This window comes from Maribacter sp. X9 (assembly GCF_048537565.1).
Classification (GTDB): Bacteria; Bacteroidota; Bacteroidia; order Flavobacteriales; family Flavobacteriaceae; genus Maribacter.
In genome coordinates this window covers 1,647,748-1,672,974 of record NZ_CP183215.1, presented here as the reverse complement: position 1 = coordinate 1,672,974, position 25,227 = coordinate 1,647,748, and the positions used below count along the sequence as shown (strand labels likewise).

The 25,227-nt window shown below is 38.4% G+C and carries 36 protein-coding genes; 2 read left to right on the top strand and 34 right to left on the bottom strand.

Annotation, left to right across the window (positions count from 1 at the left end; genetic code table 11):
- Positions 1-96: 96 nt before the first annotated feature.
- The 34 genes from eno to rpsL all read right to left on the bottom strand — a co-directional run bounded on the left by eno (position 97) and on the right by rpsL (position 19,861).
- Positions 97-1,389 carry a phosphopyruvate hydratase gene (gene eno, locus ACNR9Q_RS07070; protein ID WP_419213903.1) on the bottom strand — a complete coding sequence of 431 codons (1,293 nt, stop codon included), beginning with the start codon at positions 1,387-1,389 and terminating at the stop codon, positions 97-99.
- Positions 1,390-1,494: 105 nt separating this feature from the next.
- Positions 1,495-2,622, bottom strand: a complete 1,128-nt coding sequence (gene carA / locus ACNR9Q_RS07065; RefSeq protein ID WP_419213902.1) for a glutamine-hydrolyzing carbamoyl-phosphate synthase small subunit — start codon at positions 2,620-2,622, stop codon at positions 1,495-1,497.
- A 92-nt stretch (positions 2,623-2,714) separates the two neighbouring features.
- Entirely contained in the window at positions 2,715-3,296 is a 582-nt protein-coding gene (gene rplQ / locus ACNR9Q_RS07060; RefSeq protein ID WP_419213901.1) for a 50S ribosomal protein L17, read from the bottom strand.
- 59 nt (positions 3,297-3,355) lie between these two features.
- Positions 3,356-4,348 (bottom strand): DNA-directed RNA polymerase subunit alpha, encoded by a 993-nt coding sequence (locus tag ACNR9Q_RS07055; protein ID WP_419213900.1) that lies wholly within the window; start codon positions 4,346-4,348, stop codon positions 3,356-3,358.
- Positions 4,349-4,365: 17 nt separating this feature from the next.
- Positions 4,366-4,971 (bottom strand): 30S ribosomal protein S4, encoded by a 606-nt coding sequence (rpsD, locus tag ACNR9Q_RS07050; protein WP_419213899.1) that lies wholly within the window; start codon positions 4,969-4,971, stop codon positions 4,366-4,368.
- Between the two features lie 89 nt (positions 4,972-5,060).
- Entirely contained in the window at positions 5,061-5,453 is a 393-nt protein-coding gene (rpsK, locus tag ACNR9Q_RS07045; protein ID WP_036152169.1) for a 30S ribosomal protein S11, read from the bottom strand.
- Between the two features lie 9 nt (positions 5,454-5,462).
- Positions 5,463-5,837: a 30S ribosomal protein S13 gene (gene rpsM / locus ACNR9Q_RS07040; protein WP_419213898.1), complete on the bottom strand. Its 375-nt coding sequence runs from the start codon at positions 5,835-5,837 to the stop codon at positions 5,463-5,465.
- Positions 5,838-5,839: 2 nt separating this feature from the next.
- Positions 5,840-5,956, bottom strand: a complete 117-nt coding sequence (ykgO, locus tag ACNR9Q_RS07035) for a type B 50S ribosomal protein L36 (protein ID WP_013305171.1) — start codon at positions 5,954-5,956, stop codon at positions 5,840-5,842.
- Between the two features lie 8 nt (positions 5,957-5,964).
- Complete coding sequence (gene infA, locus ACNR9Q_RS07030) at positions 5,965-6,180, bottom strand: translation initiation factor IF-1 (RefSeq protein WP_015361146.1); 216 nt, start codon at positions 6,178-6,180, stop codon at positions 5,965-5,967.
- Between the two features lies 1 nt (position 6,181).
- Positions 6,182-7,525 (bottom strand): preprotein translocase subunit SecY, encoded by a 1,344-nt coding sequence (gene secY, locus ACNR9Q_RS07025; RefSeq protein WP_419213897.1) that lies wholly within the window; start codon positions 7,523-7,525, stop codon positions 6,182-6,184.
- Positions 7,526-7,539: 14 nt separating this feature from the next.
- Positions 7,540-7,992, bottom strand: coding sequence for a 50S ribosomal protein L15 (gene rplO / locus ACNR9Q_RS07020; RefSeq protein ID WP_419213896.1), 453 nt, complete (start codon positions 7,990-7,992; stop codon positions 7,540-7,542).
- Between the two features lie 12 nt (positions 7,993-8,004).
- Positions 8,005-8,184, bottom strand: a complete 180-nt coding sequence (gene rpmD / locus ACNR9Q_RS07015; RefSeq protein WP_027064811.1) for a 50S ribosomal protein L30 — start codon at positions 8,182-8,184, stop codon at positions 8,005-8,007.
- 10 nt (positions 8,185-8,194) lie between these two features.
- Positions 8,195-8,719: a 30S ribosomal protein S5 gene (gene rpsE / locus ACNR9Q_RS07010; protein ID WP_419213895.1), complete on the bottom strand. Its 525-nt coding sequence runs from the start codon at positions 8,717-8,719 to the stop codon at positions 8,195-8,197.
- A 9-nt stretch (positions 8,720-8,728) separates the two neighbouring features.
- Positions 8,729-9,085 (bottom strand): 50S ribosomal protein L18, encoded by a 357-nt coding sequence (gene rplR, locus ACNR9Q_RS07005; RefSeq protein ID WP_419213894.1) that lies wholly within the window; start codon positions 9,083-9,085, stop codon positions 8,729-8,731.
- A gap of 12 nt (positions 9,086-9,097) precedes the next feature.
- Positions 9,098-9,640, bottom strand: coding sequence for a 50S ribosomal protein L6 (gene rplF / locus ACNR9Q_RS07000; RefSeq protein WP_419213893.1), 543 nt, complete (start codon positions 9,638-9,640; stop codon positions 9,098-9,100).
- A gap of 19 nt (positions 9,641-9,659) precedes the next feature.
- A complete protein-coding gene (gene rpsH / locus ACNR9Q_RS06995) occupies positions 9,660-10,058 on the bottom strand; it encodes a 30S ribosomal protein S8 (RefSeq protein WP_419213892.1) in 399 nt (132 codons plus the stop codon).
- Between the two features lie 66 nt (positions 10,059-10,124).
- The gene (gene rpsN / locus ACNR9Q_RS06990) at positions 10,125-10,394 is read right to left on the bottom strand and encodes a 30S ribosomal protein S14 (protein ID WP_419213891.1); all 270 of its coding nucleotides are present in this window, start codon (positions 10,392-10,394) and stop codon (positions 10,125-10,127) included.
- Between the two features lies 1 nt (position 10,395).
- Positions 10,396-10,947, bottom strand: a complete 552-nt coding sequence (gene rplE, locus ACNR9Q_RS06985; protein ID WP_419213890.1) for a 50S ribosomal protein L5 — start codon at positions 10,945-10,947, stop codon at positions 10,396-10,398.
- A 2-nt stretch (positions 10,948-10,949) separates the two neighbouring features.
- Positions 10,950-11,267, bottom strand: coding sequence for a 50S ribosomal protein L24 (gene rplX, locus ACNR9Q_RS06980; RefSeq protein ID WP_419213889.1), 318 nt, complete (start codon positions 11,265-11,267; stop codon positions 10,950-10,952).
- Positions 11,268-11,277: 10 nt separating this feature from the next.
- Entirely contained in the window at positions 11,278-11,646 is a 369-nt protein-coding gene (gene rplN, locus ACNR9Q_RS06975; RefSeq protein WP_027064819.1) for a 50S ribosomal protein L14, read from the bottom strand.
- A gap of 3 nt (positions 11,647-11,649) precedes the next feature.
- Positions 11,650-11,907: a 30S ribosomal protein S17 gene (rpsQ, locus tag ACNR9Q_RS06970; protein ID WP_419213888.1), complete on the bottom strand. Its 258-nt coding sequence runs from the start codon at positions 11,905-11,907 to the stop codon at positions 11,650-11,652.
- 13 nt (positions 11,908-11,920) lie between these two features.
- Positions 11,921-12,112 carry a 50S ribosomal protein L29 gene (rpmC, locus tag ACNR9Q_RS06965; RefSeq protein WP_419213887.1) on the bottom strand — a complete coding sequence of 64 codons (192 nt, stop codon included), beginning with the start codon at positions 12,110-12,112 and terminating at the stop codon, positions 11,921-11,923.
- A 12-nt stretch (positions 12,113-12,124) separates the two neighbouring features.
- Positions 12,125-12,553, bottom strand: a complete 429-nt coding sequence (rplP, locus tag ACNR9Q_RS06960; protein ID WP_419213886.1) for a 50S ribosomal protein L16 — start codon at positions 12,551-12,553, stop codon at positions 12,125-12,127.
- A 19-nt stretch (positions 12,554-12,572) separates the two neighbouring features.
- Positions 12,573-13,292 carry a 30S ribosomal protein S3 gene (rpsC, locus tag ACNR9Q_RS06955; protein WP_419213885.1) on the bottom strand — a complete coding sequence of 240 codons (720 nt, stop codon included), beginning with the start codon at positions 13,290-13,292 and terminating at the stop codon, positions 12,573-12,575.
- A 1-nt stretch (position 13,293) separates the two neighbouring features.
- Entirely contained in the window at positions 13,294-13,701 is a 408-nt protein-coding gene (gene rplV, locus ACNR9Q_RS06950; protein ID WP_419213884.1) for a 50S ribosomal protein L22, read from the bottom strand.
- Between the two features lie 3 nt (positions 13,702-13,704).
- Positions 13,705-13,983: a 30S ribosomal protein S19 gene (gene rpsS / locus ACNR9Q_RS06945; RefSeq protein WP_036152139.1), complete on the bottom strand. Its 279-nt coding sequence runs from the start codon at positions 13,981-13,983 to the stop codon at positions 13,705-13,707.
- A 14-nt stretch (positions 13,984-13,997) separates the two neighbouring features.
- Positions 13,998-14,822 (bottom strand): 50S ribosomal protein L2, encoded by an 825-nt coding sequence (gene rplB, locus ACNR9Q_RS06940; RefSeq protein WP_419213883.1) that lies wholly within the window; start codon positions 14,820-14,822, stop codon positions 13,998-14,000.
- A gap of 9 nt (positions 14,823-14,831) precedes the next feature.
- Positions 14,832-15,122: a 50S ribosomal protein L23 gene (gene rplW, locus ACNR9Q_RS06935; protein ID WP_419213882.1), complete on the bottom strand. Its 291-nt coding sequence runs from the start codon at positions 15,120-15,122 to the stop codon at positions 14,832-14,834.
- Positions 15,123-15,126: 4 nt separating this feature from the next.
- On the bottom strand, positions 15,127-15,759 hold the full coding sequence (rplD, locus tag ACNR9Q_RS06930; protein WP_419213881.1) for a 50S ribosomal protein L4: 633 nt from the start codon (positions 15,757-15,759) through the stop codon (positions 15,127-15,129).
- Entirely contained in the window at positions 15,759-16,382 is a 624-nt protein-coding gene (rplC, locus tag ACNR9Q_RS06925; RefSeq protein WP_419213880.1) for a 50S ribosomal protein L3, read from the bottom strand. The genes rplD and rplC overlap by 1 nt, the downstream gene beginning before the upstream one ends.
- 150 nt (positions 16,383-16,532) lie before the next feature.
- A complete protein-coding gene (gene rpsJ, locus ACNR9Q_RS06920; protein WP_007094989.1) occupies positions 16,533-16,838 on the bottom strand; it encodes a 30S ribosomal protein S10 in 306 nt (101 codons plus the stop codon).
- A 9-nt stretch (positions 16,839-16,847) separates the two neighbouring features.
- A complete protein-coding gene (fusA, locus tag ACNR9Q_RS06915) occupies positions 16,848-18,980 on the bottom strand; it encodes an elongation factor G (protein ID WP_419213879.1) in 2,133 nt (710 codons plus the stop codon).
- Positions 18,981-18,986: 6 nt separating this feature from the next.
- Positions 18,987-19,463, bottom strand: a complete 477-nt coding sequence (gene rpsG / locus ACNR9Q_RS06910; RefSeq protein ID WP_419213878.1) for a 30S ribosomal protein S7 — start codon at positions 19,461-19,463, stop codon at positions 18,987-18,989.
- A 23-nt stretch (positions 19,464-19,486) separates the two neighbouring features.
- Positions 19,487-19,861: a 30S ribosomal protein S12 gene (gene rpsL / locus ACNR9Q_RS06905; protein ID WP_419213877.1), complete on the bottom strand. Its 375-nt coding sequence runs from the start codon at positions 19,859-19,861 to the stop codon at positions 19,487-19,489.
- A gap of 403 nt (positions 19,862-20,264) precedes the next feature.
- Between rpsL and ACNR9Q_RS06900 the strand changes: the two genes are divergently transcribed.
- Both ACNR9Q_RS06900 and ACNR9Q_RS06895 read left to right on the top strand, forming a co-directional pair.
- A complete protein-coding gene (locus ACNR9Q_RS06900; RefSeq protein ID WP_419213876.1) occupies positions 20,265-23,516 on the top strand; it encodes a SusC/RagA family TonB-linked outer membrane protein in 3,252 nt (1,083 codons plus the stop codon).
- A 12-nt stretch (positions 23,517-23,528) separates the two neighbouring features.
- A complete protein-coding gene (locus tag ACNR9Q_RS06895) occupies positions 23,529-25,220 on the top strand; it encodes a SusD/RagB family nutrient-binding outer membrane lipoprotein (protein ID WP_419213875.1) in 1,692 nt (563 codons plus the stop codon).
- The last annotated feature ends 7 nt before the right edge of the window (positions 25,221-25,227 follow it).

The window sequence follows — 25,227 nt, the reverse complement described above, 5'->3', positions numbered from 1 at the left end:
TCGATTATTCTCAAAAGGTAGTTAAAGTTTTGGAGTACGCCAAAAAAAAAAGCCTTTCTAAAAAGAAAGGCTCTTTAAACTAAAAACTCATTGTGATTACTTGATTTTAAAGGCTTTTTCCTGTGGATAATAGGCCGTACTACCCAACTCCTCCTCGATTCTTAGCAATTGATTATACTTGGCCATACGATCAGATCTTGAAGCAGATCCTGTCTTTATTTGACCTGTATTCAATGCCACGGCCAAATCTGCAATCGTATTATCTTCAGTCTCTCCAGAACGGTGAGACATTACAGAAGTATATCCGGCATTTTTCGCCATGTTTACAGCTGCGATAGTTTCAGTCAATGTACCGATCTGGTTTACTTTTATCAAAATAGAATTTGCAATTCCTTTCTCAATTCCAGTAGCCAAACGCTCAACATTGGTTACGAACAAATCATCACCTACCAACTGAACTTTATCTCCAATTTTATCGGTCAATAATTTCCATCCGTCCCAATCATTTTCATCCATTCCATCTTCAATAGAAATAATTGGATATTTAGCTGACAAATCGGCCAAATATTGGGCTTGTTCTTCGGAAGTCCTAACTACACCTTTACTTCCTTCAAACTTTGTATAATCATAGGCTCCATCAACATAAAACTCAGCAGAAGCACAGTCCAACGCAATCATTACATCGTCACCTAATTTATAACCCGCTTTTTCAACGGCTTTCGCTATGGTATCCAATGCGTCTTCTGTACCACCTGCAAGGTTAGGCGCAAAACCTCCCTCATCACCAACTGCGGTACTAAGACCACGGTCATGCAATACTTTTTTAAGGTTGTGGAAAATTTCCGTCCCCATTTGCATGGCATGTGAAAAACTTTTTGCCTTTACGGGCATCACCATAAATTCTTGAAAAGCGATAGGCGCATCTGAGTGAGAACCTCCATTGATAATGTTCATCATTGGCACGGGAAGTGTATTTGCACTTACTCCACCAACATATCTGAAAAGCGAAATACCCAACTCATTTGCGGCAGCTTTAGCTGCGGCCAAAGACACCCCAAGAATAGCATTCGCACCTAATTTTGATTTATTAGGCGTTCCGTCCAAATCGATCATTGTTTGATCCAAAAGATTTTGGTCAAAAACCGACATTCCTAAAATCTCCTCTGCAATAATATTGTTTACGTTGTCGACAGCGTTACTAACTCCTTTTCCCATGTAGGCTTTTCCACCGTCACGAAGCTCTACCGCCTCATGCTCCCCAGTAGAGGCACCTGAAGGAACGGCAGCTCGTCCCATTACACCATTTTCTGTTACAACATCAACTTCAACTGTTGGATTTCCTCTAGAATCTAATATTTGTCTTGCGTGAACGTTTAATATAATACTCATTTAATCTATTATTTTTAAGGTTGATAACTGAAAGAGTAAAGATACAAAACCCTGTATTTATTGGCTTTGTTTACGAATTACATTTCCCAATTAAATACTGTTTATTTAAACTATTTCGTTATGTTTTGCACTTTTCTCTATTAATCTGAAAAAATCATCGAAAAGATAATCGGCATCATGGGGGCCAGGACTAGCTTCCGGATGGTATTGTACAGAAAAAACATCCTTATCCTTCATTCGTATACCTGCTACGGTTTTATCGTTAAGATGTACGTGAGTTATTTCCAGATTTTCATTGGCTTCGGTCTCTTCTCTATTTATGGCAAAACCATGGTTCTGGGACGTGATTTCACCCTTACCTGTCAGCACATTTAAAATAGGATGGTTGATACCTCTATGCCCATTGTGCATCTTATACGTTGAGACACCATTGGCCAAAGCCAAAACTTGATGTCCCAAACAAATTCCAAAAAGGGGTTTGTTCGTTTGGATCATTTTCTTAGCCGCCGCAATAGCATCTGACAAGGGTTCTGGATCCCCAGGACCGTTGGAAATAAAATAGGCATCTGGATTCCATGATGACATTTCCTCAAAACTAGTATTATAGGGAAACACTTTTACGTAAGCTCCCCGCTTTACTAAATTCCTGAGGATATTCTTCTTTATACCGATATCCAAAGCGGCGATTTTAAAAGTAGCATTTTCATCTCCTACAAAATAGGCTTCTTTTGTAGAAACTTTTGAAGCCAATTCCAATCCTACCATGCTAGGAATATCGCTTAAACGCTTTTTCAATTCCTCAATATTTTCAACATCAGTAGAAATTACAGCGTTCATTGCCCCGTTATCCCTAATATAACTTACCAAAGCTCTTGTATCAACATCAGAAATAGCAAAAAGCTTATTGTCATCTAAAAAACCTTGCAAACCATCATCGGCAAGAGGTCTCGAATATTCGTAACTGAAGTTTTTACATACCAAACCAGCTATTTTAATCGATTCAGATTCGATTTCATCTTTATTCACGCCATAATTACCGATGTGTGCATTCGTAGTAACCATGATCTGCCCAAAATAAGAGGGGTCTGTAAATATTTCCTGATACCCGGTCATGCCTGTATTGAAACACACCTCCCCGAACGCGGTTCCTTCTTTGTCACCAACAGATTTACCATGAAAAATAGTGCCATCGGCCAATAATAGTAAAGCTTTTCTCCTTGCTTGATATTTCATTCTAGTTTCAAATTTATTCGTTCACAAAAAAACATAAAAAAAGGATAAGCTGAAAAGCTTATCCTTTTTGATTATAATTATTTATCGACAACTTATTCTTTAGAATCATCTGTCTTTACTTCATCATCGGTTTGAGCTTCAGCGTCAGGCTTAACCTCTTCTACCGGCTGCTGCTCAACTTCTGGCTGCTTTACCTCTTTCTCTGTCGTAGCAGATTCAGATTCGGTGCTGCTTCCTCCAGACCTTCTACTACGTCTTGTAGATTTTTTCTTAGGCTTACCGGCATTGTACAATTCGTTGAAATCAACCAATTCTATCATGGCCATATCGGCGTTATCCCCAAGACGATTACCCAATTTAATAATCCTTGTATAGCCACCTGGTCTATCGGCAACCTTTTCAGATACAACGCTGAACAACTCTGTTACAGCATATTTATCCCTAAGATTTTTGAAAACCACACGTCTATTATGCGTACCCTTCTCAGCTGTCAAGTTATTCTCTGCCTTAGATTTTGTGATCAAAGGCTCTACAAATTGCTTCAAAGCTTTTGCCTTGGCTACTGTAGTATTGATTCTCTTGTGTTCAATTAGGGAACAAGCCATGTTCGCAAGCATAGCTTCTCTATGTGCTTTCTTTCTTCCCAAATGATTGACTTTTTTACCGTGTCTCATAATTCAATTTTATCATCTTGCTACCAAACTCGTTAGAACGAGGAGCAAAATATGATTACTTAATCTTTATCTAATTTATATTTTGAAAGATCCATACCAAAACTTAAACCTTTATTGATTACAAGCTCTTCAAGTTCTGTCAGGGATTTTTTACCGAAGTTTCTAAACTTCATTAAATCATTTTTATTGAAAGATACCAAATCACCTAAAGTATCAACCTCAGCAGCTTTTAGGCAATTCAGTGCACGGACTGACAAGTCCATATCGACCAATTTCGTTTTCAATAATTGTCTCATGTGCAAAGACTCCTCATCGTAAGTTTCTGTTTGAGCAATTTCATCAGCCTCTAAAGTGATGCGCTCATCTGAAAACAACATAAAGTGATGAATAAGTACTTTAGCAGCTTCTGTTAAGGCATCTTTTGGATGAATAGATCCATCTGAAGAGATTTCAAAAACCAATTTTTCATAATCGGTCTTTTGCTCTACACGAAAGTTTTCAATGCTGTACTTAACGTTTTTAATAGGTGTGAAAATAGAATCAACGGCAATTGTTCCTAGAGGAGCGCCAGATTTCTTGTTTTCCTCAGCAGGTACGTAACCCCTACCCTTCTCAATCGTAATTTCCATATTGATGCTAACTTTTGCATCCATATTACAAATTACTAAATCTGGATTCAATACTTGGTATCCAGAGATGAACTTTTGAAAATCACCAGCGGTCAATTGATTTTTTCCACTAACGGAAATAGATACAACCTCTGCTTCAGAATCTTCTATTTGTTTTTTGAAACGTACTTGTTTCAAATTCAATATAATCTCGGTAACATCTTCTACAACTCCGGAAATCACAGAGAATTCATGCTCTACCTTATCTATCCTAACGGATGTAATGGCATGTCCTTCTAATGAAGAAAGCAATACACGTCTTAATGCATTCCCAACAGTTAATCCATAACCAGGTTCCAAAGGGCGAAATTCGAACTTCCCTTCGAAATCAGAGGAATCGATCATTATTACTTTATCGGGTTTCTGAAAATTAAATAATGCCATAATTGGATCGGTGTTGTTTATTTAGAGTATAACTCCACGATTAATTGTTCTTTGATATTTTCTGGAATCTGAAGTCTTTCAGGAACAGAAACGAACGTACCTTCCTTCTTTTCACTATTCCAAGTAATCCACTCATATACCGCACTACTTGCAGTTAATGAATCTTGTATGCTCTGAAGTGATTTAGATTTTTCACGAACACCAATAACATCTCCTGCCTTCAATGAGTATGACGGTATGTTTACCAACTCACCATTTACCGTAATGTGCCTATGCGAAACTAATTGTCTTGCTCCACTTCTTGTTGGGGAAATTCCCATTCTAAAAACCACATTGTCTAAACGTGACTCACATAGTTGAAGTAAAATCTCACCGGTAACTCCTTCTTTTCTTTTCGCAGTTGCGAACAAGTTCCTGAATTGCTTTTCTAAAATACCATAGGTATATTTAGCTTTTTGCTTCTCCATCAACTGTATAGAATATTCAGACTTTTTACCTCTTCGTCTGTTATTTCCATGTTGCCCTGGAGGATAATTTTTCTTTTCAAAAGACTTATCGTCTCCGAAAATCGCCTCGCCGAATTTACGAGCAATCTTTGATTTTGGTCCTGTATATCTTGCCATTTTCTTTTAATTTGAAAGTGAGATTATGAATTAAGGCTTATCCTTCGATAATCGTAACTACACTTTCGGTGAAATATATTAGTAATTAATTAAACTCTTCTTCTTTTTGGAGGTCTACATCCATTATGTGGCATTGGGGTAACATCGATTATTTCGGTTACTTCTATACCAGCATTATGCAAGGATCTAATTGCAGATTCTCTACCATTACCAGGCCCTTTAACGTAAACCTTCACTTTACGTAATCCTGCTTCATGAGCAACCTTAGAACAGTCTTCCGCCGCTACTTGTGCAGCATATGGTGTATTTTTCTTAGATCCTCTAAAACCTAATTTACCAGCAGATGACCAAGAAATAACATCTCCTTTTTTATTAGTCAAAGAGATGATGATGTTATTAAAAGAGGCACTGATGTGCGCTTCCCCTACTGAATCAACTATCACTTTACGTTTCTTGGTAACTTTAGTATTTGCCTTTGCCATACCTACTTATTATTTAGTCGCTTTCTTCTTGTTAGCAACTGTTTTACGCTTTCCTTTTCTTGTTCTAGAGTTGTTCTTAGTACGTTGACCTCTTAAAGGCAAACCTGATCTATGACGTATACCTCTATAACATCCTATATCCATTAAACGCTTAATGTTCAATTGAGTCTCAGAACGTAATTCTCCTTCGATCACATAACCGGAAACAGCATCCCTTATACGGCCTATTTCATCATCATTCCAATCAGAAACCTTAGTATCTTCACTAACTTGGGCTGTGCTCAAAATTTCTTGCGCCCTACTTCTGCCAATTCCAAAAATGTAGGTTAAGGCGATTACGCCTCTCTTTTGTTTTGGTATATCAATACCTGCGATTCTTGCCATAATTACCCTTGTCTTTGTTTAAATCTAGGATTCTTTTTGTTGATTACGTACAATCTGCCTTTTCTGCGAACAATCTTGCAGTCGGCACTTCTCTTTTTAACTGATGCTCTTACTTTCATCTTGTATCTTAGTATCTATATGTAATTCTTGCTTTCGTAAGGTCATACGGACTCATTTCCAATTTAACCTTATCACCAGGTAATAATTTAATGTAGTGCATGCGCATCTTACCTGAAATATGTGCTGTTACTACATGCCCATTCTCCAACTCTACCCGAAACATTGCATTTGACAATGCTTCAATGATAGATCCATCTTGCTCTATTGCTGATTGCTTAGCCATATTATGCTACTTTTCTATTTTTACCGGTCTTCATTAAACCATCATAATGTCTGTTCAATAAATAGGAATTTACTTGTTGAACCGTATCGATAGCCACACCAACCATAATTAATAAGGAAGTACCGCCATAAAACAATGCCCAACCCGCCTGTACATCCATCAACTTAACCACTATGGCTGGCAAAATAGCCAGCAAAGCTAAGAAAATTGATCCAGGTAACGTAATTAATGACATAATCTTATCTAAATAATCTCCCGTTTCCTTCCCCGGACGTACGCCAGGAATAAAACCACCGCTTCTTTTTAAATCATCGGCCATCTTATTCGTCGGAACAGTAATCGCCGTATAGAAGTAAGTAAATATGATAATCAAAAAGGCGAACAATAAATTATAGGCCCATCCAAAAATATCACTGAACTGCACTTGCATCCATTGACCGAAAGGTGTATCGTCAAAAGCTCCACCAATCATACCCGGAACAAACATGATAGCTTGTGCAAAAATAATCGGCATAACACCTGAAGCGTTTAACTTCAAAGGAATATATTGTCTTGACCCCATAATGTTCTTCTCATACCCCCCTGAAGCGGTACGTCTAGCATACTGTACCGGTATTTGCCTAGTAGCCATTACCAATAGAATACAAGCGAAAATTACCAAGAACCACACAATGATCTCAATAAGAATAAACATCAAACCACCATTATTGTTCGTTGTTCTAGAGATAAACTCTTGAACGAAAGATTGTGGCATTGTAGCGATGATTCCTATCATAATCAATAAGGAAATACCATTACCAATACCTTTATCGGTAATCTTTTCACCTAACCACATTGCAAAAACGGTACCTGTCACAAGAATGATAACAGCCGGAATCATAAAATCGAGGCCTTTACCAAGCACAAAAGCACTATCCCTAACTCCAAACGCCTCTAAACCATACAAATACGCCGGAGCTTGAACAATACAAATTCCTATGGTCAGCCACCGTGTTATTTGATTGATTGTCTTACGACCACTTTCACCCTCTTTCTGTAATTTTTGAAGATACGGAATAGCAATACCCATTAACTGAACCACAATTGATGCGGAGATGTAAGGCATAATACCCAAAGCAAAAACAGAGGCATTTGCAAATGCACCTCCGGTAAATGCGTTTAAAAGACCAAAAATACCTTGGTCGGTACTATCGGTCAATCCACCCAATTGTGTAGAATCTATACCTGGAAGTACAATCTGGCAACCGAATCGGTACACCAATAAAAGACCCAAAGTAATAAGAATCCTATTTCTTAGCTCTTCTATTTTCCAAATATTGGATATTGTATCAATAAAATTCTTCATGCTCTCGTTTATGCTTACAAACTTATTGCTTCACCACCTGCTGCCTCAATAGCTGCTTTAGCAGAAACTGTAAATTTATGTACGGAAATTTTTAGTGGCGACTTTAATTCACCATTCCCTAAAATTTTCACCAAATCATTCTTCCCAACCAGACCGTTCTCTACTAAAATCTCTAAAGAAACTTCGTCAGATATTACTTTATTATCAACAAGTTCTTGTAATTTTTCTAAGTTAATTCCCTTATAATCCTTGCGGTTTATATTAGTAAATCCAAACTTAGGAACACGACGTTGCAATGGCATTTGACCACCTTCGAAACCTATCTTCTTAGAATACCCAGATCTTGATTTTGCTCCTTTATGACCTCTAGCGGCAGTTCCACCTTTTCCAGATCCTTGACCTCTTCCAAGACGCTTACCGTCCCTATTCACTGAACCTTCTGCAGGCTGTAGATTATGTAAACCCATTGTATTCTATCTTTAAGCCTCCTCAGTGGAAACTAAATGTTTAACTTTATTTATCATTCCAAGAATGTTAGGCGTATCATCATGTTCAACTACCTGTCCGATTCTTTTTAAACCAAGTGCCTCTAATGTTCTTTTTTGATTTTGAGGTTTCTTGATACCACTCTTTACTTGTGTAACTTTAATCTTTGCCATAATTCTACTCTTAGCCTTTAAATACTTTTTCTAAAGAAACACCTCTTTGTTCTGCAATAGTCTTTGCCCCTCTTAATTGTAACAGCGCATCGAAAGTGGCTTTTACAACATTATGTGGGTTTGAGGAACCTTGAGATTTAGAAAGTACATCATGCACCCCTACGGATTCCAAGACCGCCCTTACAGCACCACCAGCAATTACACCGGTACCATGCGACGCAGGCTGAATATATACCCTAGCACCACCAAATTTACCTTTTTGCTCGTGTGGAAGCGTTCCTTTGTTCAAAGGTATACGCACTAAATTCTTTTTACCATCTTCAATTGCTTTTGCAATTGCCGTAGCAACTTCCTTTGATTTACCTAAACCGTGACCTACGACGCCATTTTCATCACCAACAACTACGATGGCCGAGAAACCGAATGCTCTACCACCTTTAGTCACTTTGGTTACACGTTGTATACCAACTAATTTATCTTTCAAATCTAAACCACCAGGTTTAACAGTCTCTACGTTTTTATATTTTTGGAACATACTAGTATATTAGAATTTAAGTCCTGCTTCTCTTGCACCTTCTGCCAAAGATTTTACTCTCCCATGATACAAATTACCTCCTCTATCAAAAGCAACTTTATCGAAACCTGCTTTTACAGATTTCTCGGCAATTGTCTTACCAACCAATGCAGCAATTTCTGTCTTGTTACCCTTTTGCTTTGCTATATCCTTATCTCTTGAAGAAGCGGACACTAACGTCACTCCTTGAACATCATCTATAACTTGAGCGTAAATCTCGCTGTTACTTCTGAAAACAGACAACCTTGGTCTTTCTGCCGTTCCAAAAGAAACCTTACGGATTCTACGTCGGATTCTAAATTTTCTTTGTGTCTTTGATAATCCCATAATACACTTATATTAAGCTGACTTACCAGCTTTTCTTCTTAATATTTCACCTACAAACTTAATACCTTTTCCTTTGTACGGTTCAGGTCTACGGAAAGATCTGATCTTTGCGGCTATATGACCTACTAATTGCTTGTCATGGGACGTAAGCTTTACAATAGGATTCTTACCCTTCTCAGAAATAGTTTCAACCTTAACCTCTGGTGCTAAATCAAAAATGATGTTGTGGGAAAAACCTAACGCCAAATCTAATTTTTGTCCTTGGTTACTAGCTCTATACCCTACACCTACCAACTCTAATTCTTTGGTCCATCCTTTAGACACACCTTCGACCATGTTAAGTATAAGTGACCTGTATAAACCATGCTTTGCTTTGTGCTCCTTAGAATCTGATGGCCTTGTTACCCAAGCTTGCCCATCCTCTACTTTAATCGCCACCTCAGAAAACTCTTGAGTCAATTCTCCCAACTTACCTTTTACAGTAATGATGTTATCATTGATTTCAATTGTAACTCCTTCCGGAATTGCGATTGGATTATTACCTATTCTAGACATTTTCTAACTCTTTATTCAATTAATAAACGTAGCACAAAACTTCACCACCTACTTTTTCTGCCTTAGCTTGCTTGCTTGTCATTACACCGTGCGATGTAGAAACAATTGCAATGCCCAAACCATTCAATACACGAGGTAAGTCTTCACTACCCGCATATTTTCTAAGACCAGGCTTACTTATACGCTGAATTTTCTTGATAACAGGCTCTTTTGTAAGCTTGTCATATTTCAAGGCTATTTTAATAGTACCTTGAACCTTATCATCTTCAAACTTGTAACTTAAAATATATCCTTGATCGAATAAAATTTTAGTTATCTCCTTTTTTAGATTCGACGCAGGGATTTCAACAACCCTGTGACCCGCTCTACTCGCGTTTCTAACTCTCGTTAGATAATCTGCTATAGTATCTGTTACCATTTGTATATAATTCGGTGACGGTTTTTAGTAGTAAACTAAACCTGAAACCATTAATAATTCAATTTTTTACCAGCTAGCCTTTTTAACCCCTGGAATTAATCCGGCGTTAGCCATTTCCCTGAACATAACCCTAGAAATACCGAAAGTTCTCATGTACCCTTTTGGTCGTCCTGTAAGTTTACATCTATTGTGCAAACGCACTGGGGATGCATTCTTAGGCAATCTCTGTAGAGCCTCATAGTCTCCAGCTTCTTTTAAAGCTTTACGTCTTTCAGCATAAATTTCTACAGTTCTTTCCCTTTTTCTTTCACGGGCTTTCATTGATTCCTTAGCCATACTAATTCTTATTAAAAGGTAAACCTAATTCTGTTAATAATGATTTTGCTTCCTTGTCAGTCTCTGCAGAGGTCACAAAAGTGATATCCATTCCATTGATTCGATTGATCTTATCAATATTTATCTCAGGAAATATTATTTGTTCTGTTATTCCTAAATTATAGTTTCCACGTCCATCAAAACCAGTGGCCTTAATTCCTTGAAAATCCCTTACGCGTGGTAAAGCAGAAGTAACCAATCGATCCAAGAATTCGTACATACGTTCACCTCTAAGAGTGACTTTTGCACCAATCGGCATCCCTTTTCTCAACTTGAAGGCAGCAACATCCTTTTTGGATAATGTAGCGACCGCTTTTTGACCCGTAATCATCGTCATTTCATCAACAGCATGGTCAATTAGCTTTTTATCAGCAACGGCGGCACCTACACCTCTACTCATTACTATTTTCTCTAACTTTGGAACCTGCATTACATTACTGTAACCAAATTCTTCGGTAAGGGCAGCTATAATTCGCTCCTTATACTCTTTCTTTAATCTTGCAACGTATGCCATAACTAAATTACTTCATTGGATTTTTTGGAAACCCTAACTTTCTTACCATCCCTAACTTCATACCCGACTCTGGTTGCATCACCAGATTTAGCGTCGATCAACGAAAGATTTGAGATATGGATCAAAGCTTCTTTTTTGACTATACCACCTTGAGGATTCTTTGCACTTGGCTTCTCATGCTTAGAAACCATATTCGCACCCTCAACGATAGCTTTATTTTTCTCAAGATTAACGCGCATCACCTTACCTTCGGTTCCCTTGTGGTCACCTGCGATAATTCGCACTGTATCTCCTGTTTTAATTTTTAACTTTTTTATCATGTCCGTTATATTATAGTACCTCTGGGGCCAATGATACAATCTTCATAAACTGCTTATCCCTAAGCTCCCTTGCAACTGGTCCGAAAACACGGGTTCCCCTCATTTCACCGGCAGGATTCAATAATACACATGCGTTATCATCAAATCTGATGTAAGAACCATCAGGTCTTCTTACTTCCTTTTTCGTACGCACAACGACAGCTGTTGAAACCGCTCCCTTTTTGATACCTCCGTTCGGAGTAGCTTCTTTTACGGTAACAACAATCTTGTCACCTATAGATGCATATCTTCTTTTGGTACCACCAAGAACACGGATAGTCAATACTTCCTTTGCTCCTGTGTTATCCGCTACCTTTAATCTAGATTCTTGCTGTAACATAACTTATTTAGCTCTTTCTAAGATTTCTACTAATCTCCAACATTTAGTCTTACTCATAGGACGAGTCTCCATGATTTTAACCGTATCACCAATGTTGCAATCGTTTTTTTCGTCGTGTGCAACATATTTCTTAGTCTTCAAAACGAATTTACCGTACATAGGATGCTTTACTCTCTTCACCTCGGCAACAACAATGGATTTTTCCATTTTATCACTAGTGACAACTCCTATTCTTTCCTTTCTTAAGTTTCTTTTTTCCATAAAGCAGAACCAATTATTGGTTTTCCCTATTAGTTAATTCAGTGGCTAATCTTGCTACCGTTCTCCTTACTTTTCTTATCTGAAGTGGATTTTCTAACGGAGTTACAAAATGAGCCATTTTCAAATCTTCATGTTGCTTCTTGTACTCGGCCAATTTCTCCGTAAGTCCCTCGACAGACAATTCTTTAATCTCTTGTTTTTTCATTGTTCCTTACGTTTAATTCGCGGCCTCGTAATCACGAGCTACAATAAATTTAGTTTTAACAGGAAGCTTTTGCGCCGCTAATCTTAAAGCCTCTTTTGCTACTTCCATCGGAACCCCGGCTACTTCGAACATAATTCTACCCGGTTTCACCACGGCAACGAAATATTCAGGAGCACCTTTACCTTTACCCATACGAACCTCTAACGGTTTTTTAGTAATTGGCTTGTCCGGGAATATTTTGATCCACAATTGACCTTCTCTCTTCATGAATCTAGTAGCGGCAATACGAGCAGCTTCTATCTGACGTGAAGTCAAGAATGTCGCATCATCTACGTTCTTTATACCGAACATACCATTTGAAAGTTGGTGTCCTCTTCCAGACAGACCTTTCATACGGCCTTTCTGCATTTTACGGAACTTCGTTCTTTTCGGTTGTAACATTACTTTAGTTCTTTAAAAATTACTTTCTACGACGTTGTTTTCTTCCACCCTCTGGCTTTCCACCTTTTGGAGAATCACTTTTCTGCATTCCCACTAACGGTGATAAATCTCGCTTACCGTAAACCTCACCTTTCATAATCCAAACTTTAATACCAAGTTTACCATATGTAGTTTGGGCTTCTTGTAGCGCATAATCAATATCAGCCCTAAAAGTGGATAATGGAATTCTACCATCTTTATAAGATTCAGAACGAGCCATTTCAGCACCGTTCAATCTACCAGAAATTTGAATCTTAATACCTTCGGCATTCATACGCATTGCAGCGGCGATTGCCATTTTTATAGCCCTTCTAAAAGAAATTCTACTTTCAATTTGTCGTGCCACACTTGCCGCAACTAAATTCGCATCAAGCTCTGGTCTTTTAATTTCAAAGATGTTAATCTGAACCTCTTTGTTGGTGATTTTCTTTAACTCTTCTTTTAATTTATCAACTTCTTGCCCACCTTTACCAATGATAATACCAGGTCTTGCAGTAGTCACAGTAACAGTGATCAGCTTAAGGGTACGCTCAATAATAACTCTAGAAACACTAGCTTTAGAAAGTCTGGCATGAATATACTTACGTATTTTATCATCCTCAGCCAATTTATCACCATAATCGTTTCCACCATACCAGTTAGACTCCCAACCTCTAATGATTCCTAGACGATTTCCTATTGGATTTGTTTTCTGTCCCATTCTAGTTTTCTGTATTATTTTTAGACCCCAAAACCAATGTTACATGGTTTGAACGTTTTCTAATTCTATGCGCTCTTCCTTGTGGAGCAGGACGCAATCTTTTCAACATCGCCCCTCCATCGACCCTAATTTCAGCAACCACTAAATCGGCATCTTCCAAGCTAGCATCCTCATTTTTCGCCTGCCAATTAGCTAAAGCAGAAAGCAACAATTTTTCTAACTTCCTAGAAGCTTCCTTTGGATTGAATCTCAATATAGCCAAAGCTTTTTCTACTTTTTCACCACGAATCAAATCAGCTACCAATCGCATCTTTCTAGGTGAAGTAGGACAGTTGTTCAACTTAGCGAAAGCTACCTTCTTCTTCTCGGCCTTAATTCTTTCGGCCATCTGTTTTTTACGAACTCCCATAGCTTACTTTTTTCCTTTGTTTTTTGCACCGGCATGACCCCTGAAAGATCTTGTTGGTGAAAATTCTCCAAGTTTATGTCCTACCATGTTTTCTGTTACGAAAACAGGTACAAATTGTTTTCCGTTATGAACCGCTATTGTCATTCCTACAAAATCAGGAGTTATCATAGAAGCTCTTGACCAAGTTTTAATTACCGATTTTTTTCCGGATGATACACTTTGTTGGATTTTCTTTTCCAAGCTATAGTGAACGTATGGTCCTTTTTTTAGTGAACGTGCCATTTCTTTCTACTTTTTTATTTCTTTCTACGTTCTATTATATACTTATTGGTGCTCTTGGTCTTAGAACGAGTTCTATACCCTTTTGCAGGTATACCATTCCTAGATCTTGGATGACCCCCAGAAGCCCTACCTTCACCACCACCCATTGGGTGATCGACAGGGTTCATCGCAACCGGCCTAGTTCTTGGTCTTCTACCCAACCACCTACTTCTACCAGCTTTACCAGAAACAAGTAACTGATGATCAGAATTAGAGACCGCACCTATAGTAGCCATACAACCAGAAAGAACCAATCTCGTCTCTCCCGATGGCATCTTAACGGTAACAAACTTACCATCCTTCGCCATCAACTGGGCAAATGTACCAGCACTTCTTGCCATAACAGCACCTTGGCCAGGTCTTAGCTCTATACAAGAAATTATAGTTCCCAATGGAATTTCACTCAAAGGCAAACAATTCCCTATTTCAGGAGCTACAGCACTTCCAGAGGATATTTGCTGATCAACCTGTAAGCCATTTTGAGCAACTACATATCTCTTTTCACCATCCGCATATTCCAAAAGAGCAATAAATGCCGTTCTATTAGGATCGTATTCAATTGTTTTAACAGTTGCAAGCACATCACGCCTATCCCTTTTAAAATCAATTACACGATACCTTCTTTTATGACCTCCACCTTTTTGGCGCATGGTCATCTTTCCTTGACTGTTTCTACCTCCCGACTTTTTTAACGGAGCAAGCAAGCTTTTCTCCGGCTTATCAGCAGTAACGGCGTCAAATCCGTTTACTACTCTAAAACGCTGTCCAGGAGTGATTGGTTTTAATTTTCTAACTGACATTTCTTGTCTTTATAGATTACTGTAAAAATCAATAGTATCACCTTCCACAACATCAACAATCGCCTTTTTTATAGCGTTTGTCTTTCCATGCTGCACCCCAGTTTTTGTATATCTGGATTTTCTAGTGGGTCCGTAATTCATAGTACGCACCTTTTTTACCGAAACACCATAAGTAGCCTCAACAGCATCTTTTATCTGCAATTTATTAGCCTTAGGGTTAACTACGAAACCATAACGGTTGTTCAACTCGCTATCAGCAGTCATCTTTTCCGTTATAATTGGCTTTATCAACACACTCATGATATTATTGTTTATTTAAATTCGATTCTAATCCTTCTAGGGAACCCTCTAACAACACAACACTGTTAGCATTAAGTATTTTATAAGTGCTTAATTCTGAGTTAGTTATAACTTCAGACCCTTTAAAATTACGCGAAGACAAATATACACCTTTATTTGAATCACCCAACACAATTAAAGATTTTTTGTTTTCAAGACCCAAAGTCTTTAAAACCTGTACAAAATCCTTAGTTTTTGGTGTATCAAAATCAAAGTCCTCAACCACTAAAATTGCATTTTCCTTTGACTTTAAGGTTAGTGCGGATTTTCTTGCCAAACGCTTTAAATTCTTATTCAATTTTTGGGTATAATCCTTAGGCCTAGGACCGAATATTCTACCACCACCTCTAAAAACTGGTGATTTAATACTACCCGCCCTTGCCGTACCAGTACCTTTCTGTTTTTTTATCTTTCTGGTACTACCTGCAATCTCGGCTCTTTCCTTTGCCTTATGCGTACCTTGTCTTTGGTGAGCCAAATATTGCTTAACATCCAAATACACTGCATGCTTATTAGGCTCTATAGCGAAAACATCATCAGAAAGGTTTGCCTTTCTACCTGTGTCTTTTCCTTTAATATCTAAAACTGCTACTTTCATTACATCCACCTTTGTATAGTTACATAAGCATTCTTATGGCCCGGAACACAACCCTTTACAACTAGAAGGTTCTTTTCTGGAACTACTTTTAAAACCCTAAGGTTCTGAACCGTTACACGATCTGACCCCATTCTACCGGCCATTTTCATACCCTTGAAAACTCTAGCAGGATATGACGCAGCACCAATAGAACCAGGAGCTCTAAGCCTGTTATGCTGACCGTGGGTAGATTGACCTACACCACCAAAGCCATGACGTTTTACAACACCTTGAAAGCCCTTACCTTTAGAAGTTCCAATAACATCTACGAATTCGCCTTCAACAAAAACATCAACACCTACGGTGTCACCTAATTTAAACTCTCCTTCAAAACCTTGGAACTCAACGACTTTTTTCTTAGGAGAAGCACCTGCCTTTTTAAAATGGCCTAATTCAGCCTTATTAGCACGATTTTCTGCCTTGTCATCGAAACCAAGTTGAAGGGCATTATACCCGTCTACCTCTTCGGTTCTGACTTGGGTAACTACGCATGGCCCAGCTTGAATGACAGTACATGGAATATTTTTTCCATTCTCATCAAAAATGCTAGTCATGCCTACTTTCTTTCCTATTAACCCAGACATACTTATTTATATTAATTATTACTTATTAAATTCAATTTCAAAAAAATAGGGTCAAAATAATTTAACCCTAAATTATTTTTTTACCGTTTTTCCTTCGCACGCAGCTTAGGACATGTTCGCCAACCCTATTAAAAATGGCTGATACTTTTATTAAACTTTAATCTCAACTTCAACACCACTTGGAAGCTCTAACTTCATAAGCGCATCAATAGTCTTGGATGAAGAGCTATAAATATCCAACAAACGCTTGTAAGAACTCAGTTGAAACTGCTCTCTAGATTTTTTGTTTACGTGCGGAGAACGCAAAACTGTAAATATTTTTTTATGTGTTGGCAAAGGAATTGGCCCTGTAACCACAGCACCGGTAGTCTTTACCGTTTTTACAATCTTCTCGGCCGATTTATCAACCAAATTGTGATCGTAAGATTTTAGTTTTATTCTAATTTTCTGACTCATGTCCTAAATTTATGCTGTTATTCCTTTTGCGGCCTTGATAACTTCTTGTGATATATTAGAAGGGGTCTCAGCGTAATGTGAAAATTCCATTGTGGATGTTGCTCGTCCAGAAGATAATGTTCTAAGCGAAGTAACATAACCGAACATCTCTGACAATGGAACGGTTCCCTTAACAACTTTAGCCCCGGCCCTATCACTCATGTTTCCAATAGTACCTCTACGTCTGTTCAAATCCCCGACGATATCTCCCATATTCTCTTCAGGAGTTATAACCTCTAATTTCATGATTGGCTCCATGATTACGGCACCAGCAGCTTTACCAGCAGCTTTATATCCCATCTTAGCAGCCAATTCGAAAGAAAGCGCATCAGAATCCACAGCATGGAAAGAACCATCCTTCAAGACAACTTTCATTGAATCCATTTCATAGCCAGCCAATGGTCCATTCTGCATTGCAGCAGCAAAACCTTTTTCAACGGAAGGAATAAATTCTTTTGGAATACGACCACCTTTTATCTCATCGACAAACTGCAATCCTTCTCCTTCGAAATCCTCATCAACAGGCCCCATCTCAAAGACAATATCTCCAAATTTACCACGACCACCAGATTGTTTTTTATACGTTTCACGGTGTGAAGCAGTTTTTGTCAGCGCCTCTTTATACTCAACTTGTGGCTCACCTTGGTTTACCTCAACTTTAAATTCCCTACGTAAACGATCTACAATAATATCAAGGTGAAGCTCGCCCATACCCGAAATAATCGTCTGACCAGAAGCTTCATCTGTTTTTACCTGGAACGTTGGATCTTCTTCGGCCAATTTAGCCAAGGCCATACCCAACTTATCTACATCTGCCTTGGTTTTAGGCTCAACAGCGATACCAATTACAGGTTCTGGGAAGTTCATACTTTCCAAAACTATAGGATGCTTTTCATCAGACATGGTATCACCCGTCTTAATATCTTTAAACCCAACCGCGGCCCCAATATCTCCTGCTTCGATAAAATCGATCGCATTTTGCTTATTGGAGTGCATCTGGTAGATACGTGAAATACGCTCTTTCTTACCTGAACGATTGTTCAATATATAAGAGCCAGCCTCTAAACGACCAGAATATGTTCTAAAGAATGCCAACCTACCCACGAAAGGATCCGTAGCGATTTTAAATGCCAAAGCAGCAAAAGGCTCTTTTACATTCGGCTTACGACTTTCAACCGCACCTGTTACAGGATTAGTTCCTTCTATAGCTTCTTTATCTAATGGAGAAGGTAAATATCTACAAACCGCATCCAACAAAAACTGGACTCCCTTGTTTTTAAAGGAAGAACCGCAAATCATTGGAATAATAGCCCTATCCATAACAGCAGCTCTTAAAGCAGCATGTACTTCTTCCTCCGTAATAGAATCTTCATCTTCGAAGAATTTTTCCATTAACTCCTCATCATATTCAGCAACAGCTTCGATCAAGGCAGCTCTATATTCCCTAACTTCAGCTTTCATATCCTCAGGAATATCGATCACGTCAAAAGTCGACCCGAAGTTATCTTCGTGCCAAACGATAGCCCTATTCTTCGCTAAATCAACAACACCCCTAAAATCGGCCTCATCACCAATAGGCAATACAATAGGAACGGCATTAGAACCTAACATCTCCTTAACTTGCTTACAGACCATAAGGAAGTTAGAACCTTGACGATCCATTTTGTTGACGAATCCAATTCTAGGCACTTTATAATTATCGGCCAATCTCCAGTTTGTTTCAGACTGTGGCTCAACACCGTCTACCGCACTGAACAAAAACACCAAACCATCCAAAACACGTAAAGAACGGTTTACTTCAACCGTGAAATCAACGTGGCCCGGGGTATCGATAATATTAAAATGGTAACTATTAGAATCTTCGGTAGGCTCCCCATTAACTCTTGGAAAAACCCATTCACATGTAGTAGCAGCAGAGGTTATCGTAATACCACGCTCCTGCTCTTGCTCCATCCAGTCCATAGTAGCAGCACCATCATGAACCTCACCTATTTTATGACTCACACCCGTATAAAAAAGTATACGCTCTGTAGTCGTTGTCTTACCGGCATCAATGTGCGCGGCAATACCAATATTTCTCGTTAATTTTAAATCTCTTGCCATTTTATCCTAGAATCTAAAGTGCGAAAATGCTTTGTTTGCCTCAGCCATCTTGTGCGTATCGACTCTTTTCTTAACCGCAGCACCCTCTTCTTTTGCAGCAGCCAAGATTTCTCCTGCCAATCTTTGAGACATCCCTTTTTCGTTACGCTTTCTAGCGTAACTAATCAACCACTTCATCGCAGTAGATATCTTTCTGTCTGGTCTAATTTGCATTGGAATCTGAAATGTCGCTCCACCAACCCTTCTACTTCTCACTTCAACATGGGGCATTACATTACTCAATGCATCCTTCCAAAGCTCTAATGCCGTCTTTTCATCATCAGTCTTCTTAGCGTCTACAATGTCAATCGCATCATAAAAAACTCCAAAAGCAACTGATTTTTTACCATCCCACATCATCATATTGACGAAACGTGTCACCAACTGATCGTTAAATCTTGGATCTGGTAAAAGTGGTCTTTTCTTTGCCTGTCTTTTTCTCATTACTTTCTTTTAAACAAGTTAAATTACTTCTTAGGTCTTTTTGCACCATACTTAGATCTACGTTGTGTTCTACCGGCCACACCTGCTGTGTCCAAAGCACCACGTACAATATGGTATCTAACCCCTGGTAAATCCTTAACTCTTCCGCCTCTTACTAATACTATCGAGTGCTCTTGCAAATTGTGTCCTTCACCGGGAATGTAAGCGTTTACCTCTTTACCATTGGTCAACCTAACCCTAGCTACTTTTCGCATAGCTGAATTTGGTTTCTTTGGTGTTGTAGTATAAACACGTGTACAAACGCCCCTTCTTTGAGGACACGAATCCAAAGCAGCCGATTTACTCTTCTTAGTAATCGTATCTCTTCCTATTCGTACTAATTGTGATATTGTTGGCATACTATATAATAATGTATAAAAATTACCCCTACTTTAAGGGTCGGCAAATGTAGTAATATTTCATAACTAATCAAACCTAGTCCTAATTATTTTTATTTTTTTTCATTTCGTTAAGTTTTATTGATGATTTTATTTTAACCCACATCTTAGTTGGCAACAAAAAGTAAGTTAGCCTCAAACTCAAAAAATTACTTTGACAAAAACGCAGGATTATCCCATTTTTATAGAAGAATTATGAATTTCTCAAAAAAGCATATGCATAATTATTTAACTTTTAATATGAAGGGTGTTTAATCTGTAACTTCCAATTTCCTAACAACTCCTTAAAGTTTTATTAAAATTCATTTGCTTTATTAACACTTTATTATGATGTTTGTCGCTAGCTAATTCAAATAAATTAAAAATGAGAACAAAACTGAATGGATTGTTAACGCTATTATTGGCGTTAGTTGTGCATATTTCGTTTGCGCAACAAAAAACGGTATCCGGCACGGTTACCGATCAAGGAGGGCTTCCTTTGCCGGGGGTTAACATAGTCGTTGAAGGTACCACAACAGGTACTCAAACTGACTTTGATGGTAATTACTCTATTATGGCATCTCAAGGGCAGACATTACTGTTTACCTACATTGGTCAAAAAGCGGTTCGCCAAACCGTTGGAGCTAGCAATTCTGTTAATGTACAGATGGAAGAAGATGCTCAAGCACTTGAGGAAGTAGTAGTTACCGCGCAAGGCATTAAAAGAGAGAAAAAATCTCTAGGCTATGCCGTATCCTCAGTAGGTGAAGAGCAATTAGAGCAAAAAGCTGAAGGTGATGTTGGTAGGGTGCTTAATGGTAAAGCTTCTGGAGTATTGATTAATGCGGCCAGTGGTGTATCCGGGTCGGCCACTAACATCATTATTAGAGGCTTCACTTCCATCTCGGGTGGCAATCAACCTCTTTTTATAGTTGATGGTGTGCCTTTTGCATCAGACACAAATGCACAGGGCGATGCTATTGACGGTAACGTAGGTTCAAGTAGATTTTTGGACCTTGATCCCAATAACATAGCAAATGTTAACGTACTTAAAGGTTTAGCTGCAGCTAACCTATATGGTACGGCTGGTAGAAATGGTGTGATTTTAATCACTACAAAAGGAGGCGCTGCTGGCAATGGAATTAAAAAATCCGAAATCTCAGTAAGTTCATCTATTTTCTATAACGAAATCTCCACATTACCAGATTACCAACAACAATATGGTAATGGTTTTGACCAAGCTTATGGAGCTTTTTTCAGTAACTGGGGTCCCGATTTCAATATCCCTAATCCAGATAGTTTTGGGGATCAATGGAGAGGAACAACTGATGATGGAACAATTCTAATCAATCACCCATATTCAATAAATGATGCTGTAAGTGAGGCTTTCCCGGAGTTTCAAGGTGCTACTTACGAGTTCAAGCCATATGATAGTGTAAAGAACTTTTTCCGCACAGGAACGGTTACAAATAACTCCATTAACGCTTCCGGTGCTTCAGAAGATGGTAAAATTTCCTACAATGCTAACTTTGGTAATCTATCAGACGAAGGTTTTACGCCAGGGAACAAATTACTGAGAACCACTATTGGAATAGGAGGTAGAGCCGAACTTTCTAATAAATTCACCATAAATGGAACTATGAATTATTCTAAAACAGATGCCAAATCACCACCTATAGCCGCTAGTTTAGGTAATGGGTCTACCGGTGCTGGTGCTTCTGTTTTTGGACATTTATTTTTTACACCCATAAGTGTTGATTTAATGGGACTACCATTTCAAAGCCCTATAGATGGAAGAAGCGTTTATTACAGAGGAGGTAATGATATCCAAAATCCAAGATGGACTGCCGCTAATGCTTTCGCGAATCAATTAACCAATAGGGTATTCGGTAGTACACAAGCTACCTACAAAATAAATGATAATATCAATGTATTTTGGAGAACTGGTTTAGATTTTTACGTTGAAAGTAACGAAATAGGACAGAATAAAGGAGGGGCGGAAGGCTATATTCAAGGTCGTTATCAAACGTATGATAATAAAAACACTATTTGGGATCATACTGCGCAATTGAACGGTATGTGGCAATTAACCGAGAAATTAGATATGAATTTAAACCTCGGTGCTACAGGTAGAAGAAAACAATTTTCTAGACAAGGGGTTACCAGTGATCAACAGTCTATTTTCGGCGTTTTCAAGCATTTTAACTTTGTAACTCAATCTTCATTGCTTAATTCCGCTAACGATCCATTACAAAGAGATGTCACTCAAAATATTTTAGGTCTATACGCTCAAGCAGAGTTTGGTTATGACAATTTTGCATACTTAACCTTAGCTGGTAGAAATGATTGGGTTTCTAACTTTGTCGAAAACTCGATTTTTTATCCTTCTGCGAGTTTATCGATTTTACCAACCGCCCTAATCGATGGTTTACAATCACAAAATGGCTTGAACTTTTTGAAACTTCGTGCCGGTTACGGTACATCAGCAGGCTTCTTTGATGGTTATCCTGTAGCGAGTAAAGCGAATTTAAGAACAAGAGACTTTGTATTGACCGGTGACCCTATACCAGCAATCTCGATAGATGACGACCTTGCCAATAGATCATTAAAACCGGAGTTAGTTAAGGAGATAGAACTTGGTCTTGAGTCACGCTTTCTACAGAATAGAGTCTCTTTAGATGTATCTGTTTACAAAAAAAATACAACAGATTTAATATCAAACAGACCCCTCGACCCTTCTACAGGTTATACACTAACTGTAACTAACATTGGTGAAGTACAGGTAAAAGGTGTAGAAGCTGATTTAGGAATCAGTCTTTTCAGAAATGATAATCCTGGTGGTTTTAACTGGAACTTGAACGCCAACTTTACAGCAGATGAGTCAACCGTTATCGACTTAGGTCAGGATACTGACAACATCAACATTGGTGGATTATTTTCTGATCTATCTAACTTCGCTGTTCCAGGTCGTCCATTTGGCGTGATTTTGGGAAGTCGTGTTTTACGTGACCCAGAGGGGAATAGGGTAGTAACTAGTACAGGTGATTATGCTTCGGAAAACGGACTTTTTGAAATTGGAGATCCGAACGCAGATTGGAGACTAAATGTGAGCAATGGGTTTACTTTCAAAAACTTTAATCTAAACGTTGATGTTTCTTACCGTCATGGTGGAGACGTTTACTCCAATACAATTTCAGCGTTGGTTGGTAGAGGTTTAACTACTGATACACAAGACAGGGTATCAACTTTTATTTTACCAGGTGTTAAAAATATCGGTACAAACGCATCCCCATCATATGTTGAAAATGATATTCAAATCAATAACTCAGATTATTATTTTACCAACGTTGCATTTGGACCACGTGAACTACAAATTTACGATGGAAGTACTATACGACTGAGAGAAGTTAGTTTAGGCTATTCCATTCCAAAAAAGATGTTAGAAAAAACTCCATTTGGGACCTTAAGCGTTACATTCAGTGGCCAAAACTTATGGTTTAGAGGTATAAACACACCTAAAGGTGTAAACTTTGATCCTGAAAATTTGGGTGTGGGTGTTGGTAACGCCCTAGGGTTTGATTTTATCAACAGCCCGGGTTCTAGAAGATATGGTATGTCCGTAAAAGCAACATTTTAAAAAATAAGAAAAATGAAAATATTTAGTAAAAACTTAGTTCTAATTATGTTCTCAGCGGGGCTTATTCTTTCGTGTGAGACAGCAGAGCTTGGCCTAACAAGCGACCCTAACGAGTCAAATCCAACCCAAGCTACACCGGATGCCTATTTGAATAGTATATCTCAGGAATTCGGCAGATTTAACGAAGAATTTGGTACAAATGCTTCAGAATTGACCCGTATAAATCATATGGGAACTAGATTGTACCAACAAGCATATTCCCCCGCTTCGCAAGATGCGGAATGGCGATTTGCATATTCATCTATGCTTATAGATATAAGAGCTATGAATGAATTAGCAACTAAAGCAAATTTTAAACGTCACATTGCAATGGGGCAGGTGATGGAAGCCTTTACCATGGTAACTTTGGTAGACTTCTATGGTGATGTTCCATATTCGGAAGCCGTACAAGGAATTGAAATTTTGAATCCAAAATTAGATGATGGTGCTTCCATATATGCTGCGGCAGTATCTCTGCTTGACGCTGCAATAGGAAATTTTACGACTACCGATAATACTGCTGATCCTTCAATTGACTATTTTTATGATGGAGACTGGGATACTTGGGTCAAATTGGCCAATTCATTGAAATTAAAAATATATGCGCAATCAAGATTAGTCGATAGTGGGGCTATTGCTGCATTTAATTCAATTATAGACAGTGGCGACTACATCACTAGTGTTGATGAAGATTTTCAATTTACATGGGGAACAAGTGTTGTAAATCCAGATTCAAGACATCCTAAATACGGTGACAACTACACCCCTCAAGGTTCAGAAAACTATATGTCGAATTGGTTGATGAATTATATGGACAATTCCAAAAAAGATAACGGAATTGATACTTATGAAGATAGTGACCCAAGAATTCGCTACTACTACTATAGACAATCTGAAACTACTCCGGGTGCTATCGATTCTGATGGTCCTAATCAACAAACCCTTTCTTGTAGCGTTGAGGCACCACCAGCTCATTATGAAGGCACCGGGTTCACTTTCTGTTACTTACCTAATGGATATTGGGGTAGGGATCACGGAGACGATGATGGTACTCCACCAGATGGCCAATTAAAAACTACCTTTGGGGTATATCCTGCCGGTGGTGAATTTGATGATAGCACATTTGAAGGAGTAGACCTTGGAAGCGGTGCAGGAGGCGCAGGTATAACACCTATCTTCTTATCCCAAACTATCGATTTTCTTAAAGCGGAAATTGCTTACATAAGTGGTGATGTAATGGATGCCGGAACCTTTTTAAAGGATGGTATCACTAAATCCATTGCAAAAACAACCGCTTTTGGGAGTTTAGATGCCGATGCGGATTTGTCGTTGGAACCCACTACTGAAGAGATTACCAATTATATTTCAGAAGTTGAGGAACTTTACGAAGCCGCATCAGGTGACGAAAAACTAAATCTAATTGCAAAAGAATTTTGGGTATCCTTATTTGGAAACGGAATAGATGCTTATAATTTCTACAGAAGAACAGGTTACCCTAATGATCTTCAAGCAAGTTTAGAACCAGCTCCTGGTGCTTTTGTAAGATCGTTCCTTTACCCCTCAGTTTTTGCAAACAATAATAGCAATGTTACTCAAAAACCATCGGTTACCGTAAAAGTTTTCTGGGATAACAATCCAGATTCTGGTTTCCCATTATCCAATTAAAAAAACA